The sequence below is a fragment of the Methylobacterium sp. A54F genome (assembly GCF_053346035.1).
This window is the reverse complement of sequence record NZ_JBKFBF010000027.1, coordinates 1-14,081: the sequence shown is the minus strand read 5'-3', so window position 1 is coordinate 14,081 and position 14,081 is coordinate 1. Positions and strand designations below refer to the sequence as shown.

General features: G+C 71.4%; 18 protein-coding genes and 1 pseudogene. 11 read left to right on the top strand and 8 right to left on the bottom strand.

Features of this window, described 5'->3' with window-relative positions:
- A pseudogene (locus ACLBXP_RS24895) lies at positions 1–283 on the top strand (hypothetical protein); the annotation flags it as partial.
- A gap of 66 nt (positions 284–349) precedes the next feature.
- On the opposite strand, the gene ACLBXP_RS24890 reads toward ACLBXP_RS24895, so the two are convergent.
- Positions 350–1,474: a PAS domain-containing protein gene (locus ACLBXP_RS24890; protein ID WP_447670521.1), complete on the bottom strand. Its 1,125-nt coding sequence runs from the start codon at positions 1,472–1,474 to the stop codon at positions 350–352.
- Positions 1,475–1,774: 300 nt separating this feature from the next.
- Positions 1,775–2,467, bottom strand: a complete 693-nt coding sequence (locus ACLBXP_RS24885) for a winged helix-turn-helix transcriptional regulator (protein ID WP_447670520.1) — start codon at positions 2,465–2,467, stop codon at positions 1,775–1,777.
- A gap of 99 nt (positions 2,468–2,566) precedes the next feature.
- Here ACLBXP_RS24885 and ACLBXP_RS24880 point away from each other — a divergent pair, with 99 nt between their 5' ends.
- The 4 genes from ACLBXP_RS24880 to ACLBXP_RS24865 all read left to right on the top strand — a co-directional run bounded on the left by ACLBXP_RS24880 (position 2,567) and on the right by ACLBXP_RS24865 (position 5,244).
- Positions 2,567–3,358 (top strand): VOC family protein, encoded by a 792-nt coding sequence (locus ACLBXP_RS24880; protein ID WP_447670519.1) that lies wholly within the window; start codon positions 2,567–2,569, stop codon positions 3,356–3,358.
- Between the two features lie 13 nt (positions 3,359–3,371).
- Positions 3,372–3,869 carry a VOC family protein gene (locus tag ACLBXP_RS24875; protein WP_447670518.1) on the top strand — a complete coding sequence of 166 codons (498 nt, stop codon included), beginning with the start codon at positions 3,372–3,374 and terminating at the stop codon, positions 3,867–3,869.
- On the top strand, positions 3,862–4,527 hold the full coding sequence (locus ACLBXP_RS24870; RefSeq protein WP_447670517.1) for a dihydrofolate reductase family protein: 666 nt from the start codon (positions 3,862–3,864) through the stop codon (positions 4,525–4,527). The genes ACLBXP_RS24875 and ACLBXP_RS24870 overlap by 8 nt, the downstream gene beginning before the upstream one ends.
- 183 nt (positions 4,528–4,710) lie before the next feature.
- Complete coding sequence (locus ACLBXP_RS24865; protein ID WP_447670516.1) at positions 4,711–5,244, top strand: DinB family protein; 534 nt, start codon at positions 4,711–4,713, stop codon at positions 5,242–5,244.
- A gap of 29 nt (positions 5,245–5,273) precedes the next feature.
- On the opposite strand, the gene ACLBXP_RS24860 is transcribed toward ACLBXP_RS24865, so the two are convergent.
- The gene (locus tag ACLBXP_RS24860) at positions 5,274–6,020 is read right to left on the bottom strand and encodes a glucose 1-dehydrogenase (RefSeq protein ID WP_447670515.1); all 747 of its coding nucleotides are present in this window, start codon (positions 6,018–6,020) and stop codon (positions 5,274–5,276) included.
- Between the two features lie 107 nt (positions 6,021–6,127).
- On the opposite strand from ACLBXP_RS24860, the gene ACLBXP_RS24855 reads away from it, so the two are divergent.
- Together ACLBXP_RS24855 and ACLBXP_RS24850 are read left to right on the top strand one after the other, a co-directional pair.
- Positions 6,128–6,514: a helix-turn-helix domain-containing protein gene (locus tag ACLBXP_RS24855; RefSeq protein WP_447670514.1), complete on the top strand. Its 387-nt coding sequence runs from the start codon at positions 6,128–6,130 to the stop codon at positions 6,512–6,514.
- 167 nt (positions 6,515–6,681) lie between these two features.
- Positions 6,682–7,422, top strand: a complete 741-nt coding sequence (locus tag ACLBXP_RS24850) for a hypothetical protein (RefSeq protein ID WP_447670513.1) — start codon at positions 6,682–6,684, stop codon at positions 7,420–7,422.
- Between the two features lie 19 nt (positions 7,423–7,441).
- On the opposite strand, the gene ACLBXP_RS24845 is transcribed toward ACLBXP_RS24850, so the two are convergent.
- A complete protein-coding gene (locus ACLBXP_RS24845; protein ID WP_447670512.1) occupies positions 7,442–7,837 on the bottom strand; it encodes a (R)-mandelonitrile lyase in 396 nt (131 codons plus the stop codon).
- Positions 7,838–7,954: 117 nt separating this feature from the next.
- Between ACLBXP_RS24845 and ACLBXP_RS24840 the strand changes: the two genes are divergently transcribed.
- Complete coding sequence (locus ACLBXP_RS24840) at positions 7,955–8,848, top strand: LysR family transcriptional regulator (RefSeq protein ID WP_447670511.1); 894 nt, start codon at positions 7,955–7,957, stop codon at positions 8,846–8,848.
- Positions 8,849–9,063: 215 nt separating this feature from the next.
- On the top strand, positions 9,064–10,803 hold the full coding sequence (locus ACLBXP_RS24835) for a sensor histidine kinase (RefSeq protein WP_447670510.1): 1,740 nt from the start codon (positions 9,064–9,066) through the stop codon (positions 10,801–10,803).
- Between the two features lie 30 nt (positions 10,804–10,833).
- Here the strand turns inward: ACLBXP_RS24835 and ACLBXP_RS24830 are convergent, their stop codons facing one another.
- Positions 10,834–11,457, bottom strand: a complete 624-nt coding sequence (locus ACLBXP_RS24830) for a TetR/AcrR family transcriptional regulator (RefSeq protein WP_447670509.1) — start codon at positions 11,455–11,457, stop codon at positions 10,834–10,836.
- Between the two features lie 118 nt (positions 11,458–11,575).
- Positions 11,576–11,872, bottom strand: a complete 297-nt coding sequence (locus tag ACLBXP_RS24825) for a hypothetical protein (RefSeq protein WP_447670508.1) — start codon at positions 11,870–11,872, stop codon at positions 11,576–11,578.
- Between the two features lie 296 nt (positions 11,873–12,168).
- Here ACLBXP_RS24825 and ACLBXP_RS24820 point away from each other — a divergent pair, with 296 nt between their 5' ends.
- On the top strand, positions 12,169–12,420 hold the full coding sequence (locus ACLBXP_RS24820) for a hypothetical protein (RefSeq protein WP_447670507.1): 252 nt from the start codon (positions 12,169–12,171) through the stop codon (positions 12,418–12,420).
- Between the two features lie 162 nt (positions 12,421–12,582).
- On the opposite strand, the gene ACLBXP_RS24815 is transcribed toward ACLBXP_RS24820, so the two are convergent.
- Positions 12,583–12,792: a cold-shock protein gene (locus ACLBXP_RS24815; RefSeq protein ID WP_447670506.1), complete on the bottom strand. Its 210-nt coding sequence runs from the start codon at positions 12,790–12,792 to the stop codon at positions 12,583–12,585.
- Positions 12,793–13,251: 459 nt separating this feature from the next.
- On the opposite strand from ACLBXP_RS24815, the gene ACLBXP_RS24810 reads away from it, so the two are divergent.
- Positions 13,252–13,659 carry a MucR family transcriptional regulator gene (locus tag ACLBXP_RS24810; RefSeq protein WP_447670505.1) on the top strand — a complete coding sequence of 136 codons (408 nt, stop codon included), beginning with the start codon at positions 13,252–13,254 and terminating at the stop codon, positions 13,657–13,659.
- Positions 13,660–13,777: 118 nt separating this feature from the next.
- Here the strand turns inward: ACLBXP_RS24810 and ACLBXP_RS24805 are convergent.
- The coding region (locus ACLBXP_RS24805; RefSeq protein ID WP_447670504.1) for an outer membrane protein at positions 13,778–14,081 on the bottom strand (304 nt) is incomplete at its 5' end.

The window sequence follows — 14,081 nt, the reverse complement described above, 5'->3', positions numbered from 1 at the left end:
TCTGAACTACATCCTGGTGGGGCGCCGGGTCTGGCACCTGGCGCTCACCCCGGAGGGCGACCGGCTGCTCACCACGAACGGCGTCTCGGGGGACGTGACGGTGATCGACGTGGCGAGCCAGCGGGCGGTCAAGTCGATCAAGGTCGGGCGCTTCCCCTGGGGCGCCGCCGTGCGGCCGGACGGAAAGGCCGGGGACGGCAAGCCCGCGGATGCCAAGCCCGCGGACGACACGTCGGCGGATGCCAAGCCCGCGGATCCCAAGTCGGCCGGGGCGGAGCGGTGAGCCCGGATCAGGCTCTGCGGGCCAGCCCGGCCCACCCATGATGCGCGTGTCGGTCGATGCCGCCCGTCAGCGCGGCCGCACGCCCGGCTGAACGTCTGGGCCGAAGGTGAAGTCGATGCCGGCCTTCTCGAAGGCCTGCCGAATGTTGAGATGGAGCTTGTGACGGACCTGGAGCGGGCCCGATTGCTCCTCAAGACGACGGATCGTCGAGATCGAGACCTTCGAGGCGCGGGCCAGATCCTGCCCGCTCCATCCGAGGAGGCCCCGGGCAGCCCGCACCTGCTCGGACGTCAACCGGATCGGTCGCGTGGCGGATGCGGACGAGCAGCCCGGACCTCCGGCGCCTGACGCGACGGGTCGCGGAAAGATCACCCCGAGCCATTCGACGATCCGGCCGTCCGCATTGCGCAGGGCCTTAGCACGCATCTTCAGCCAGATCTCGGATGCGCCGGCCTTGACGAGGCGGACATCGGTGTCGAGGTTGTTGCCGGTCGCGCAGCACTGCAGCCATGTCTGCTGCAGCCGGATCCGGTCCTGCGGATGGATCAGCTCGATCCAGCCGCCACCGGCCGCGGCGTCAACGGGCTGGCCGCTGAGCGAGCACCAGCCCTCCAGGTCCATGGACAGCTGCACGCCATTCTCGGTGGCTGTCCACGTCACGGCACCGCAGGCCTCCGCCAGCGTCTGGAAACGCTTGCGGCTCTGGTCGAGCAGCTCGGCGGCCGCGCGCAGATCGGTCACGTCCATCCAGATGCCGAGCACGTGGTCCGGGCTGAGATCCCGGCCGAGCACGACCTCGCCCTTGAACGAGAGCCACCGCACGATCCCGTCCGGCCGCACGATCCGCATTTCGCGCGTCAACCTTGCCCCGCTCCGGATCAGGGCCGCCCCGAACTGGCCGCTATGCCGGTCGGCCGGGTGCACGAAGCTCTGGAAGTAGTCGAGCGGACGGGGCTCGGTGGTGTCGAGGCCGTAGATCTGGCAGAAGCCGGGAGACGGAGAAACCAGCCCCGTCTCAAGGTCGTAACGATCGAAACCGACACTTCCCGAGGATTCGATCAGCTTGACGCAGTCCTGGCCCGTGCGCGGGTCAGCGCCAATCGCGTCGGACCGACGCGAGACCGAAGCTTGAGCTTCGAGCGCGACGGTCCCGAACGCCACGGTGGAACGGACACCTGCCATGTGCTGCATCACGGTTCATAACACTGACGAGGATGCACCATGCATGATCCTGCACGAGATTTCGACGGATGACAACTACGGCGATCCTGGCACTTCTCAATTGTAGGTAGTATTGTGCAAATTTTCACTCGCGCGCAATCGGTCTCGGGCGCGCCATGCAGGCCCTGCTCGCGCGGTTCGCCCCCCGGCGTGCAGTATTACGGTCCGTAAACCCGATTTCGGCGCAGATCCTGGGTGAACCTTCGCGGCGCAGCCTGCCATGCGATCCGCGACCTCGCCGCACACGGTATCGCGACGCGCGGATGCTCGTCAGCCGGTCTTGGCCGGCAGCTTGAAGAGGTCGACGAAGGATCGCGCGAGATCGGCCTCGCCCGCGAAGGCGAGAGTGCCGCCCGCACCGTCCCTGACCAGCGGCGCCTTGCCGTAGAACGTGCGGCGCATCGCCATCGTGTCGCCGGTGAAGGCGAGGTCGGACGCGGGGACGGCACCGCGGCGCACGAGGATCTCGCCGCCGGTCACCGTCGCGACGAAGTCCTCGCCGGGGAAGTGGAAGGCGACCGACACGGGCAGGTCCATGGCCCGCGCGCGGTCGACGAGCGTCTGAAGGGACATCATCGCCGACGCGGCCGACATGAACAGGAGCGGGTCGTGCCGCGGCGAGCGGGCGGCCCAGCGGCCCAGGTCGCGCATCAGCGGCGCGGCCTCGCGGCCCCAGTTCGTCAAGTCGTAGACCTGCACGTTGGCAGGGGACGGCAGCCGATGGCGCAGGACGATGCCCGCCTCCTCCAGGCTTTCCAGGCGCTGGGTCAGCACGTTGGCGCTGATGCCCGGGAGGTTCGCGCGGATCTCGCCGAAGCGGCGCGGGCCGTAGACCAGCTCGCGCATGACCAGCAGCGACCAGCGCTCGCCGATGAACTCGAGCGCCAGGGCCGTGCCGCACGCGTCGTCGTAGCGGCGCTCTCGCGGCGCGGATATCTCAGCGGTTATTTTTTCTGACTGCATGGTTGCTTTGTGTAACCGAGAATGCAAGCCTGTGCAAAGCGGGGCCGCAAACGGTGTCGCGAGGGGGCCGCCGCGCCCGTTGTCACGGAGAAACGCCCGATGCCGACTGTCGAGGGAACGCCCATCTGGTTCGAGTTGAACGCGGCCGACCAGGACGCCGCGCAGGCCTTCTACGAGGCGGTCGCCGGCTGGCACATGGTGCCGTCGCCGATGCCCGAGCATGGTGGCTACCGGATCGCGGAAGCCGACGGAAAGCCCGTGGCCGGAGTCCGGCACTCGACGCCGGAAGCGCCCGGCTTTCCGGGTTGGGCGGTCTACTTCGCAAGCCGCGATGTCGATGCCCTGGCCTCGCGGGTGGCGGATCTCGGCGGGCGTGTCCGGTTCGGGCCCGTCGATATTCCCCATGTCGGTCGCTTCGCGATGGTGAGCGACCCGCAGGACGTGGTCTTCGCGGTGATGAGCGCGGCGAATCCTAGCGAGAGCCGGGCGTTCGGGCCGGTGCCCCTCGGAACAGAGCGGACCCTCGGCCACGGCGTGTGGGTGGAGCTTGCCACCCCCGATCCCGAGGCCGCCCTGGCCTTCTACGGCGCGCTGTTCGGCTGGGAGAAGCTCGGGGCCATGCCGATGGGCGGCATGGGCGAGTACGCGTTCATCGGCCGGGGCGACCTCCGACCCGGCGCGGTGATGTCGAGCGCGGCGACCGGCGCGCCGGCCCGATGGAACTGGTACGTCCACGTGGCCGACATCGATGCCGCGCTCGCGACGGTGCGAGAGCGCGGCGGCACGGTGCTGCAGGGCCCCGATCCCATCCCCGGGGGCAGCTACTCGGCCAACGTCGCCGATCCGGCGGGCAGCCGGCTCGGCCTCGCCGGCCCGCGCGCGGCGGCATGAAGGGAGCTTGGCAATGATGAGCGAGAAGCTGACGACCTGCCTGTGGTTCGACCACGGCCAGGCCCGCGAAGCCGCGGAGTTCTATGCCAGGACCTTTCCGGACAGCCACGTCGGCGACCCCATGCGTGCCCCATCGGACTTCCCGGGCGGCACGAAGGACGCGGAGCTCACCGTCGCCTTCACGGTGCTCGGCCGCCCGTTCGTGGGGCTGAACGGCGGCCCCGCCTTCAAGGCCAACCAGGCGGTCAGCTTCATGGTGCTGACCGAGGATCAGGCGGAGACGGACCGCTACTGGGACGCCATCGTGGGCAACGGCGGAGCGGAGAGTCAGTGCGGCTGGTGCTCGGACCGCTGGGGCTTCTCCTGGCAGATCACGCCGCGCGCGCTCCTGCGCGCCAACAGCAATCCCGACAGGGCCGCGGCCCGGCGCGCGTTCGAGGCGATGATGACCATGCGCAGGATCGACATCGACCGGATCGAGGCGGCCGCGCGAGGAGGGTCCGATGCGTAGGATCACCGGTTCCCTGTTCCAGTCGCTCGACGGCGTGATCCAGGCCCCGGGCGGGCCGGAGGAGGATCGGGCCGGGTTCCAGCATGGCGGCTGGACCTTCCCGTACTTCGACGCCTCGCTGGCAGAGCCGATGGGCCGGCTGTTCGGGGGAGACTACGAACTGCTGCTCGGACGGCGGACCTACGAGATCTTCGCCGCCTACTGGCCGCACAACGGCGATCAACCGATCGGGGCGACCTTCAATGGCGTGCGCAAGCACGTCGTGACCTCCTCCGACCGGGCGCTCGGCTGGAACAACAGCCGGCCTCTCGTCGGCGATCCCGTCGCCGCGATCACCCGCCTCAAGGAGAGCGAGGGACCCGATCTCCTCATCCAGGGAAGCAGCATGCTCTACCGGGCGCTGCTCCCGGCGGGCCTCGTCGACCAGCTCGTCCTGATCACCTTCCCGGTCATGCTCGGTCGCGGCAAGCGCTGGTACGCGGACGATCCAGCGACGGCCCGGGCGTGGACGCTGGTCGACCAGGCACACTCTCCGAAGGGCGTCCATTTCGCGGCGTTCGCGCGGGACGGCGGGGTGCAGACCGGCAGTTTCGCCACCAAGCCCCCGAGCGAGGACGAGCGCGCGCTGCGTCAGCGCCAGGCGGACGGCAGCTGGTAGGAGGGCGCCACGGGGCGGCGATGTCCTGATCTCCCGACGGGCATCGATCCGCGAGACGTCCTCGCGGGTCGCCCCTCGACATGGATCCGGACGCGGCGGTCGGTCGAGCCTCGACCTTGTGATCGGAGAGGCCTCCTTCGAGGGGTATAGACGAGCGCGCTCGTCAGTCACCGGAGAACGCCAGTGACCAGCCTTGCCGACCACATGCGCACCCTGGCCAGCTACAATGCCTGGGCCAACGCCCGCCTGTACGCCGCGGCGGCGACCCTGCCCGACGCACTCTACCGCCAGGAGGCGGGAGCGTATTTCGGCAGCCTGCACGGCACGCTGAACCATCTGCTCGTCACCGACCGGCTCTGCTTGCGGCGCCTCACCGGCGAGGGCGACGCGCCGAACCGGCTGGACGTCATCCTGTTCGAGCATCTCGACGACCTGCGTCGGGCGCGCGTGGCGGAAGATGCGCGCCTCGAAGCCTACGTCGCCGGCCTCTCACCCGAGGCGCTCGCGGCGACGTTCGACTACGCGACGACGAGCGGCGTGCCGCAGTGCCAGCCACGCGCCGAGGCGCTGGCGCACCTCTTCAACCACCAGACCCACCATCGCGGCCAGGCGCATGCGATCCTGACCCGGCTGGGCGTCGCCGAGCCGCCATCGCTCGACCTGCTGATCCTGCAGCGCGAACGAGGGCGGCGCGACATCACTTCCGCGGCGAGCTGACCCTGGCGGCCGCTCGCCGCCGGTGCGGCTCAGCGGATGCCGCCGCTCGCGATGATGTCCTCGCCGGTCACCCAGCGGGCATCGTCGGAGGCCAGGAAGGTCACCACCCCCGCGATGTCGTCGGGCTGGCCGGCCCGGCCGAAGGGTGTCTGCGCAACGAGGCCCGCCTCCATCTCGGAGCCGACGATGCCGGCGGTGTGGGTGCCCTCGGTCACCACGAAGCCGGGGCTGACGGTGTTGACCCGGATCCGGCGCGGGGCCAGCTCGTTCGCCAGGACGCCCGAGATCGCGTTCAGCGCACCCTTCGTGCCGGTGTAGACCGCCGAGGTCGGCATGTGCACGGCGGTCGCGGCCGACGAGATGTTGACGATGCTGCCGCCCTCGCCGAGGTGCTTCGACGCCGCCTGGGTGGCGAGCAGCACGCCCAGCACGTTGACGTCGAACAGGCGGCGATAGTGCGCTTCGGTCACCTCGCCGATCGCCGCGAACTCGTAGACGCCGGAATTGTTGACCAGCACGTCGAGCCGGCCGAACTGCTGCACCGCCGCCTCGATCAGGCCCTGCGCCTCGTCGGCCCTGGTGATGTCGCCCCGGACCGCGACGGCCTTGCCGCCCTCCGCGGTGATCGCCGCGACGACGGCGTCCGCCCCGGCCTTGCTCGACGCATAATTGACGACGACCGCCGCGCCGTCCTTGGCCAGCGCCTTTGCGATCGCGGCGCCGATGCCCTTCGATGCGCCGGTCACGACGGCGACCTTGCCCGCAAGCTTCGACATGTGTGCTAACCTTCCGCATGGGCCGGCTCCGGAAAGGTCGCCTTGTTCCCATAGTTCGGAATTTCGGAACTAACGGAGCCCGGATCAAGACCCCATATGGACGAAATATGAGGCCCCTGTTTCACCCCGCCTTGGACGACGTTCGGCCCGAAGCGATCCTGCACGCCCTGTCCGATCCGGCCCGCGCCGCGATCTTCGCCCGGATCACCCAGGCGGGCTGCGTGGAGGCCTGCTCGGCCGTCTCCGCCGTGGGTGATCGGGTCATCCCGAAATCGTCCCTGTCCAGCCACTTCAAGGTGCTGCGCGAGGCCGGGCTGATCCGCTGCGAGCGCCACGGCGTGGAGATGCGCAACCATTCGCGCTGCGCCGAGGTGGAGACCCGCTTCCCCGGCCTGCTCGCCGCGATCATCGGCGCCTATGCGCGGTCCTGTACCGATGGGGCGACACAGCCTGGCCCAGCCGCCGACGCGGTGAGGACGACTGCCTCCGACTGAGTCGCCCCAGCGCACCGGATCAACCGTGGAGCGAGGAAGCGGGCTCGCTTTGTCCAGACGACTGCCGTCCACCATTGGCGGTAGACCGCATATTGAGCGGCTCGTAACGTCAGTGTTAGTCCAGAGGTCGCGGCGCCGACCTCGAAGAGCGCCTGGGTTACGCCTCGATGGTCCAACCGCTGACGCCCACCGCAACGCCCCCCACGCGCGGCCGGACCTGGGCTCCGGCTCGCGACGCACGGCGCCCGGCGCCGGTCGAGGTCGTCTCGCGGAGCGGTGCCCGCCTGCCCTGCCAGTGGGTCATCGACGGCGGCCTGCGGCTGTTCCGGGACGATGTGGCCTATCGCGGACGCTCCGCCGCCGCGCTGAAGATCCTGCTCACCGTCGCCCTCATGGCGGACGAGGGCGCGGACCGCGTCACCGCGCTCCTGTCCTACGAGGATCTCAACCGCCTGTCCGGCCTGTCCACGGTACTGATCAGCGCGGGCAAGAAGCTCCTCACCACGCACGGCCTGATCGACGTCGCGCACGAGGGCCAGGGTCGCCGCATCCGCTACGTCCTGAACGGTGGCCCCGACGAGGCGCACGCCATGGTGCCGCGCGGCCGGGGCGATGCGGACGCGAACGGGGACCCGATCGCGAAGCTGCGCGCCCTGTCCTGCGCACGGGCGCTCGATCTCGATGCCCTGAAGCTCTACGTCGTCGCCTGTGCCCTGGCGGGCGCGCGGTCGCAGCCCGTTCCGGTGCGCGCCTCGGTGGTCGCGGAGCTTACCAACATCCGCGCCGCGAAGGTCGCGGAAGCCCTGGAGGCCCTGCGCGAGCGGCGCCTCGTGGCGCTGCGCCCGAGCCTCGTCCGGGACGCAGGCGGGGGCGTGGAGCCCTGCATCGACCTGCTCCCCTGGTGCTGAGCCGTCCCGCGCAGAGGAATCAGGCCCGGTACTGCGCGTCGGTGACGTGCTCCATCCAGTCGACCGCGCGGCCGTCGAGCTTCTCCTGGATGGCGATGTGGCTCATGCCGGTGGTGGCGGTCGCGCCGTGCCAGTGCCGCTCGCCCGGCTCGAACCAGACCACGTCGCCCGGCCGGATCTCCGCGACGGCGCCGCCCTCGCGCTGCACCCAGCCGAGGCCCGCGGTGACGAGGAGCGTCTGCCCGAGGGGGTGGGTGTGCCAGGCCGTGCGGGCGCCGGGCTCGAAGGTGACGTGGGCACCCGCCACCCGGGCCGGGTCCGGGGGCCCGAACAGCGGGTCGATGCGCACCGCGCCGGTGAACCACTCCGCCGGACCCTTCCCGGACGGCTGTGAGCCGCTGCGCCTGATGTCCATGACCCGTCCTCGCGATGTCCGGGCTGTTGGCCCGGCCCTGTCCGAGCCGAGGTAGGCTTCCGCCACCCGGCGGAATAGAGGGAAAGGATCGCATGAGCCTATAAGCGAGGCTTCTGAATGGCGCGCGCCGGCCTGGACGACCTCTACGCCTTCGCGGCGGTCGCGCGCGAGCGGAGCTTCACCCGCGCCGCGGCCCAGCTCGGCGTGTCGCAATCCGCGCTGAGCCAGACTGTGCGCGGCCTGGAGGCGCGGCTCGGCCTCCGCCTCCTCACCCGCACGACCCGCAGCGTCGCGCCGACCGAGGCCGGGGAGCGCCTCCTGCGCACGGTGGCGCCGAGGATCCTCGAGATCGCGGCGGAGCTCGACGCGCTGACCGCCATGCGGGAGAAGCCCGCCGGCACCATCCGGATCACCGCCGGCGAGCACGCGGCCAAGACCCTCCTGATGCCCGCGCTGACCCGGCTCCTGCCGGACTACCCCGACATCGTCGTGGAGGTCGTCACCGACAACGGCCTGACCGACATCGTGGCCGAGCGCTGCGACGCGGGCGTGCGCCTCGGCGAGCAGGTCGAGAAGGACATGGTGGCCGTGCGCATCGGGCCCGACATGCGCATGGCCGTCGTCGGCGCGCCCGGCTACCTCGCGGGCCGGGCGAAGCCCCGCGGGCCGCATGACCTGACAGAGCACCGCTGCATCAACCTGCGCCTGCCGACCCGCGGCGGGATCTACGCCTGGGAGTTCGAGAAGGGCGACCGGGAGGTGCGGGTGCGCGTCGAGGGCCAGGCCGTGCTCAACAGCACCGCCCTGATCCTGGAGGCGGCGCTCGGGGGCCTCGGCCTCGCCTACCTCCCCGAGGACCGGGTCCGGCCGCACATCGAGGCGGGCCGCCTCCGGCGCGTGCTGGCGGATTGGTGCGCGCCCTTCCCCGGCTACCACCTGTACTATCCGAGCCGGCGCCAGCCCGCGCCGGCCTTCGCCCTGCTGGTCGAGGCCCTGCGCTTCCGCACGTGAGGTGCGGGGATCCGGCGAAGCTATGCAACTCGTGATGGCGCTCGCGCGCGCTTTCCGGCAGAAGGCCCCGATGGAACGACGCGCCGCCCGCACCGTCAGCCTCTCCCCCGGGCCGCGCAACCGCGCCAGGGCGCGCGGAGCCTGAGCGTGTCGGCGCCAGCGAGCGCGGCATCCGGGCGGCGCACCCGGGTCCCCGGCAGGGCTCGCGTCACGCCATGACGCTGACGACCCGGATCCTCCTGCTGGTGCTCCTGGCGCTCGCCCCGGCCCTCGCGATCCAGGGCTACAACGAGTACGCCCTGCGCAGTTCGCGCGACGCGGCCATCCGCGTCGATGCCCTCGCCACGGCCCACGGCGTCGGCCAGACCCTCGGACAGCTCGCGGACGGCATCCACCAGGCCCTCGACTTCGCTTCGGAGGACCTCTCCATCCGGGCGCGCGATCCGGTCGGCTGCACCGCCTACCTGCGGCGGGCGGCGGCCCGGATGCCCAACGTCCTCGCCTTCGCCCTCGCCGAGCCGGACGGGCGCGTCGTCTGCAACAGCCGGGGCGCCGCGCCGGGCTCCTACACGATGGGGGGCCGCGACTATCACCGCTTCGCGGCGACCCGGCAGGATTTCGTGATGGGCGGCTACGCCCGCGGCATGGCGACGGGGCGGGACTCCATCCACTTCGCGCAGCCGCTCCTCGACGAGGACGGGCGCACGCTCGGCGTGCTCAGCGCCGCCCTCGACCTCGAATGGCTGTCGAACCGCCTCCGGCGGGCGCTCCGGTTCGACAGCACCACGGTGACCATGGTCGACCGCGACGGGCTCATCCTGGTCCGCCATCCCGACCCGGACGGCTGGATCGGCAAGCCCCTGCCGCCGGACCGTGCCGCGGTCCTGACCGGCCGCGGCGAGGGCGTGCGGGTCGCGCCCGGCTTCGATGGGCGCGACCGGGTCCTCGCCGCCGTCCGGCCCCCCGGGGTCGCGGCGGACACCTGGCTCGTGGTGGGGCGGGACCGGGAACTCGCCTTCGCGGATGTCGACCAGGCGACCTGGCGCGGCATCGCGCTGATCCTGCTCGGCGCCGCCCTGGCGGCCGCGGCCGCGCTGCTTGCCGGGCGCGCCTTCATCCGCCGGCCGTTCAACCGGCTGCTGCGCACGGCCGCCGCCTGGCAGGGCGGCGACCTCGCCGCCCGCACGGGCCTGACGGGCAGCGCCGAGTTCGGCCGCCTCGGCGCGAAGCTCGACGCGATGGCGGCCTCGCTCCAGCGCCACGATGCCGACCTGCGCGCCGAGATTCGTCGCGGGCGCGCCCTGCAGGAGCGGCAGGTCACGATGCTGCACGAGCTGAATCACCGGGTGAAGAACACCCTCGCCACCGTGCAGGCGCTGGCCCGCCAGTCCTCCCGCGGCGGCGAGGCGCCCGGGGAGCGGCTGGAGGCGCGCATCCTCGCCCTCTCGAAGACGCACGACCTGCTGACCCGGGACGACTGGAGCGGCGCCCCCCTGCGCGAGATCGTCGAGGCGGAGCTCGGACCCTACCGGGGCGGCGACGGCCGGGTCGTCGTCGAGGGGCCAGAGGTGGCCCTGCCGCCCCGGCACGTCCTGGCGCTCGGCATGACGCTGCACGAGCTCGCCACCAACGCCGTCAAGTACGGGGCCCTCTGCCGGCCCGGCGGCCTCCTGTGCGTGTCCTGGCGGGTCGCGGCGGACGAGGCCGGGACCCGCCACGTTCACATCGACTGGACCGAGAGCGGAGGACCGGCCCCGGCGCCGACCCGGACGGGCTTCGGCACGCGCCTGATCACCACCAGCATCGAGCGGGAGCTCGGCGGCCGCGTGCGGCTCGACTTCACGGGGACCGGCCTGCACTGCGCCATCGCGGTCGCGCTGTCCGAGGCGGCGTCCGGCTTCATGAGCCCGGTCTCCGGTGCGGAGCCCGGCCGAGAGGCCACGCGGCGCGGTTGAGGCGGACGGGTCGCCCGCGCCGGGCCTCGCTCAGAGCCGGGCCGTGGCGCGCAGCGCGTCGAGCCGCGCCGCCGCCAACCGACGGAGGCTGCCGTCCGGCATCCCCGTCGCCGCCTCAAGATTCTCGCCGACGAGGCTCGCCGTGAGGGCGTGGCTGAACAGCTCCAAGGCGATCGGCCCCGCTCCGAACTCGCCGGAGCTCGCCGATCCGGGCTCGCCCGCCCGGAAGGTCTGAACGCTCGCGCGCAGAGCCGCGAAGATCGGCTCCAGCGCCGCCCCGCCGCCGGACGCGGACAGCCAGCCGATCAGACGGCCGCACCCGGTGGTCACGAAGGCCGAGAACACCGCGTCCACCACGTCGGGCGCTGCGATCTCGCCGCGTCGCAGGCGCAGGACCGCCTCGAGGGATTGAGCGGAAAGCTCCGCCGCGAGGCGGCCGATGAGCGCCTCGTGGAGGGCGGCGCTGGTGCCAAAATGGTGGGTGACGTTGCCGTGCGTCATGCCGGTGGCGAGGGCGACGCCCTTGAGGGTCACCGCCGGAGGCCCTCCGGAGACCAGGAGCGCCCGCGCGGCCGTCAGCGCGACCTCCTGCGAGGCTTCCGCCGTGCGGCGGATCCGCCGCGTCCGCGGCGCGGACCTGCTGTCACGGCGCATGGCGGCTGGGGCGGGGCAGATGGAGCACCGGGACAGTCTAGGGACGGCGCGGCCGGCGGCAAACCGGGCCGCGCGCGGTGTCCCCCGAAAACCGGCGCCTGCGCCAATGCCCCGCGGCTCAGCCTGCCTCGCCCGGGGTCGGCTCGCTCGCGGCGGCCCCCGCCTCCGGCTGAACGCCGGAGGGCGGCACCGCAGCGTCGGTCACGAGGGATCCGATCAGGCGGAGGAGCGCCTGGTGCTCGGGCCCGCCCCTCCCCTCGGCGAGGAAGCGCGCGACCGGCACGGACGAGGCGGCGCCGCCGGAGGGCGCGTTCGGTTCGTGGAGGACCGACACCGCGTCCGGCGCCGTGCCGCGGACGAGGAACCAGCAGTCGCCGTTGGAGCTGGCATGGATGAGCCGGCGGCTCTCGGACATGGGCGCGATCTCCGGCGGCCCCCGGGAGCGGGGGCGCAGGCAGGAGAACGTGGGACGCCCCGGGTGCGTTCAGGGTGGAAAGCACCATCACGGGCTCGTGGGCCGCGATGCGGACGGTTGCGGTTTGGCCCGCGCCGGCCCATATCGGCGCTGGATCGATCGTGACCCTTCGTCCGATCGGATACGGCCACGACGCCGGGACGGGATGGCGCCGAATCAGGCGCCCGGGTCCCGCCTTCCGTGGCCGTCGGTTTTTTCAGGGCTGCCCGTCCGGCGGCCCCAGGATTTGTTGAGCCATGGCCAAGCGTATCAAGTCGAAGCCGCTCGAGCGGGGCTTCGTGCTGTTCGACGTCGTCTACGAGGACGGCTCGCGCGCCTCGAACCGGCGTGTGCCGGTCGAGATCCTGGGCGGTCTCGACGGAGACGAGCCGGCCCGGACCCTGATCGAGGAGCAGGACGAGGCGATCGCGCAGAAGTCCGGCCGCGCGCGTGCATCGATCCAGAGCCTGTCGCGCTCACCGGAGCGTGCCCGCCCGATCCCTGCCTGAGGTAGGGCCACCGGCGCTCGTCCATCCGCGGAGGCACCAAGACTCCGCCCGCGCCCTTTGACGGGGCGCGCATCGGCAACCGCCCCGGTCCTCTGGATCGAAGCCGGAGCGGGCGAACCGCTCCGCCAGGGAGCAGTCCGCCCGCGCCGGGGGTCGTCGATCTCAGACGGCCTTGAGGTTGCCGGCAGAATCCTTGCCGGAGCGCCGGTCGGTCTCGACCTCGTAGGAGATCTTCTGGCCCTCGATGAGGTTGCGCAGACCCGAGCGCTCGACGGCGGAAATGTGGACGAACACGTCCTTGCCGCCGTCATCGGGCTGGATGAAACCGTAGCCCTTGGTCTCGTTGAACCACTTCACGGTTCCTGTGCTCATAAGCGTATCCGTCCAAACGTAACAGTCGGGTGTGACGGGCCCGCACGTAGCACGGCCCGACCGTTAACGGGCGAAATTCGGAAGGGATGCAGCGATTTCGCTTTCGGATCGGCCTCTCGGCCGTCGAGGCCGCGCCATCCGACCTTCGACGAGGGCTTCCGGGCCGCCCTCCGCGGTCGGTTTCTGCGCTCTGAACCTGCGCGCTCGCCGGCGCCGACCCTCGGGCGATGGATCGTTCGCGGGGCTGAATAGAGCGTTCGAGCCGCGGCTTTCGACCTCGCCCTCGTCCGCAGCCGCTTCCTGCGCCTTTAAGTAGAAATTAACCTACAACTATCAGTTGTATCGGTTGTATCGTCCTCGGCGGACGGTGCGAGCCCGTGCGACCGGGAGACAAGCCTCGATAAGAGCGCGTCTCCCACACGGCCCGCAGCCACTCCGACGACCATTAGGGAGAGTTCGATGCACGAGCCGCCTAAAACCGTTGACCTCGCCTCCAAGATCATCTGCGCCTACGTGGCCAACAACCCTGTTCCGGGCCCTTCGCTCTCGAACCTGCTGCTCGATGTGCATCGCGCGATCACCGACCTGAGCCGGTGCGACGGAACGGGCACGCGCAAGCTCACGGAGGCCGAGATCAAGGCATCCATCCGTCCCGACACGCTCATCAGCTTCGAGGACGGCAAGCCCTACAAGGCCCTGCGCCGGCACCTCACGATGCGTGGGCTGACGCCGGAAGCCTACCGCGCGAAATGGGGCCTGCCCGTGGACTATCCGCTGGTCTCGCCGACCTACAGCGCGCGCCGCTCCAAGATCTCCCAGACGATCGGGCGGAACCGGGCGCTGCGGCTGCAGATGGCCGCCGAGTAGGACCGACGCGTAGATCCGGGAGATGCCCGGCGCCTGATGCACGAAACGCCCCGGGATCGCTCCCGGGGCGTTTCGCGCAGGGCCGCCCGCCGCAGGGGCGGACGGCTCCGGTCCGGTCTTAGTAGGAGCCGAACTTGTAGTTCAGGCCGGCGCGCACGACGGCGAACTCGGTGTCGTTGCGGCGGGCCAGCGTGCCGCCGACCACGGCCGAGTTGGCCACGGTGTAGACGGTGCCGTTCGGCGCAACGCCGAAGGCGCCGTTGTTGCGGTTGCCCCGGTCGAGGTTCACGTACAAGCCCTCGACCTTCAGCGTCACCGCCGACGAGCGGAAGAAGTTCAGGAACGAGTCGGTCGGCAGCGCGTACTCGATGCCGCCGCCGGCCGCCCAGCCGGTCTGGAAGTCGTCGCGCGAGCCGTTGGGC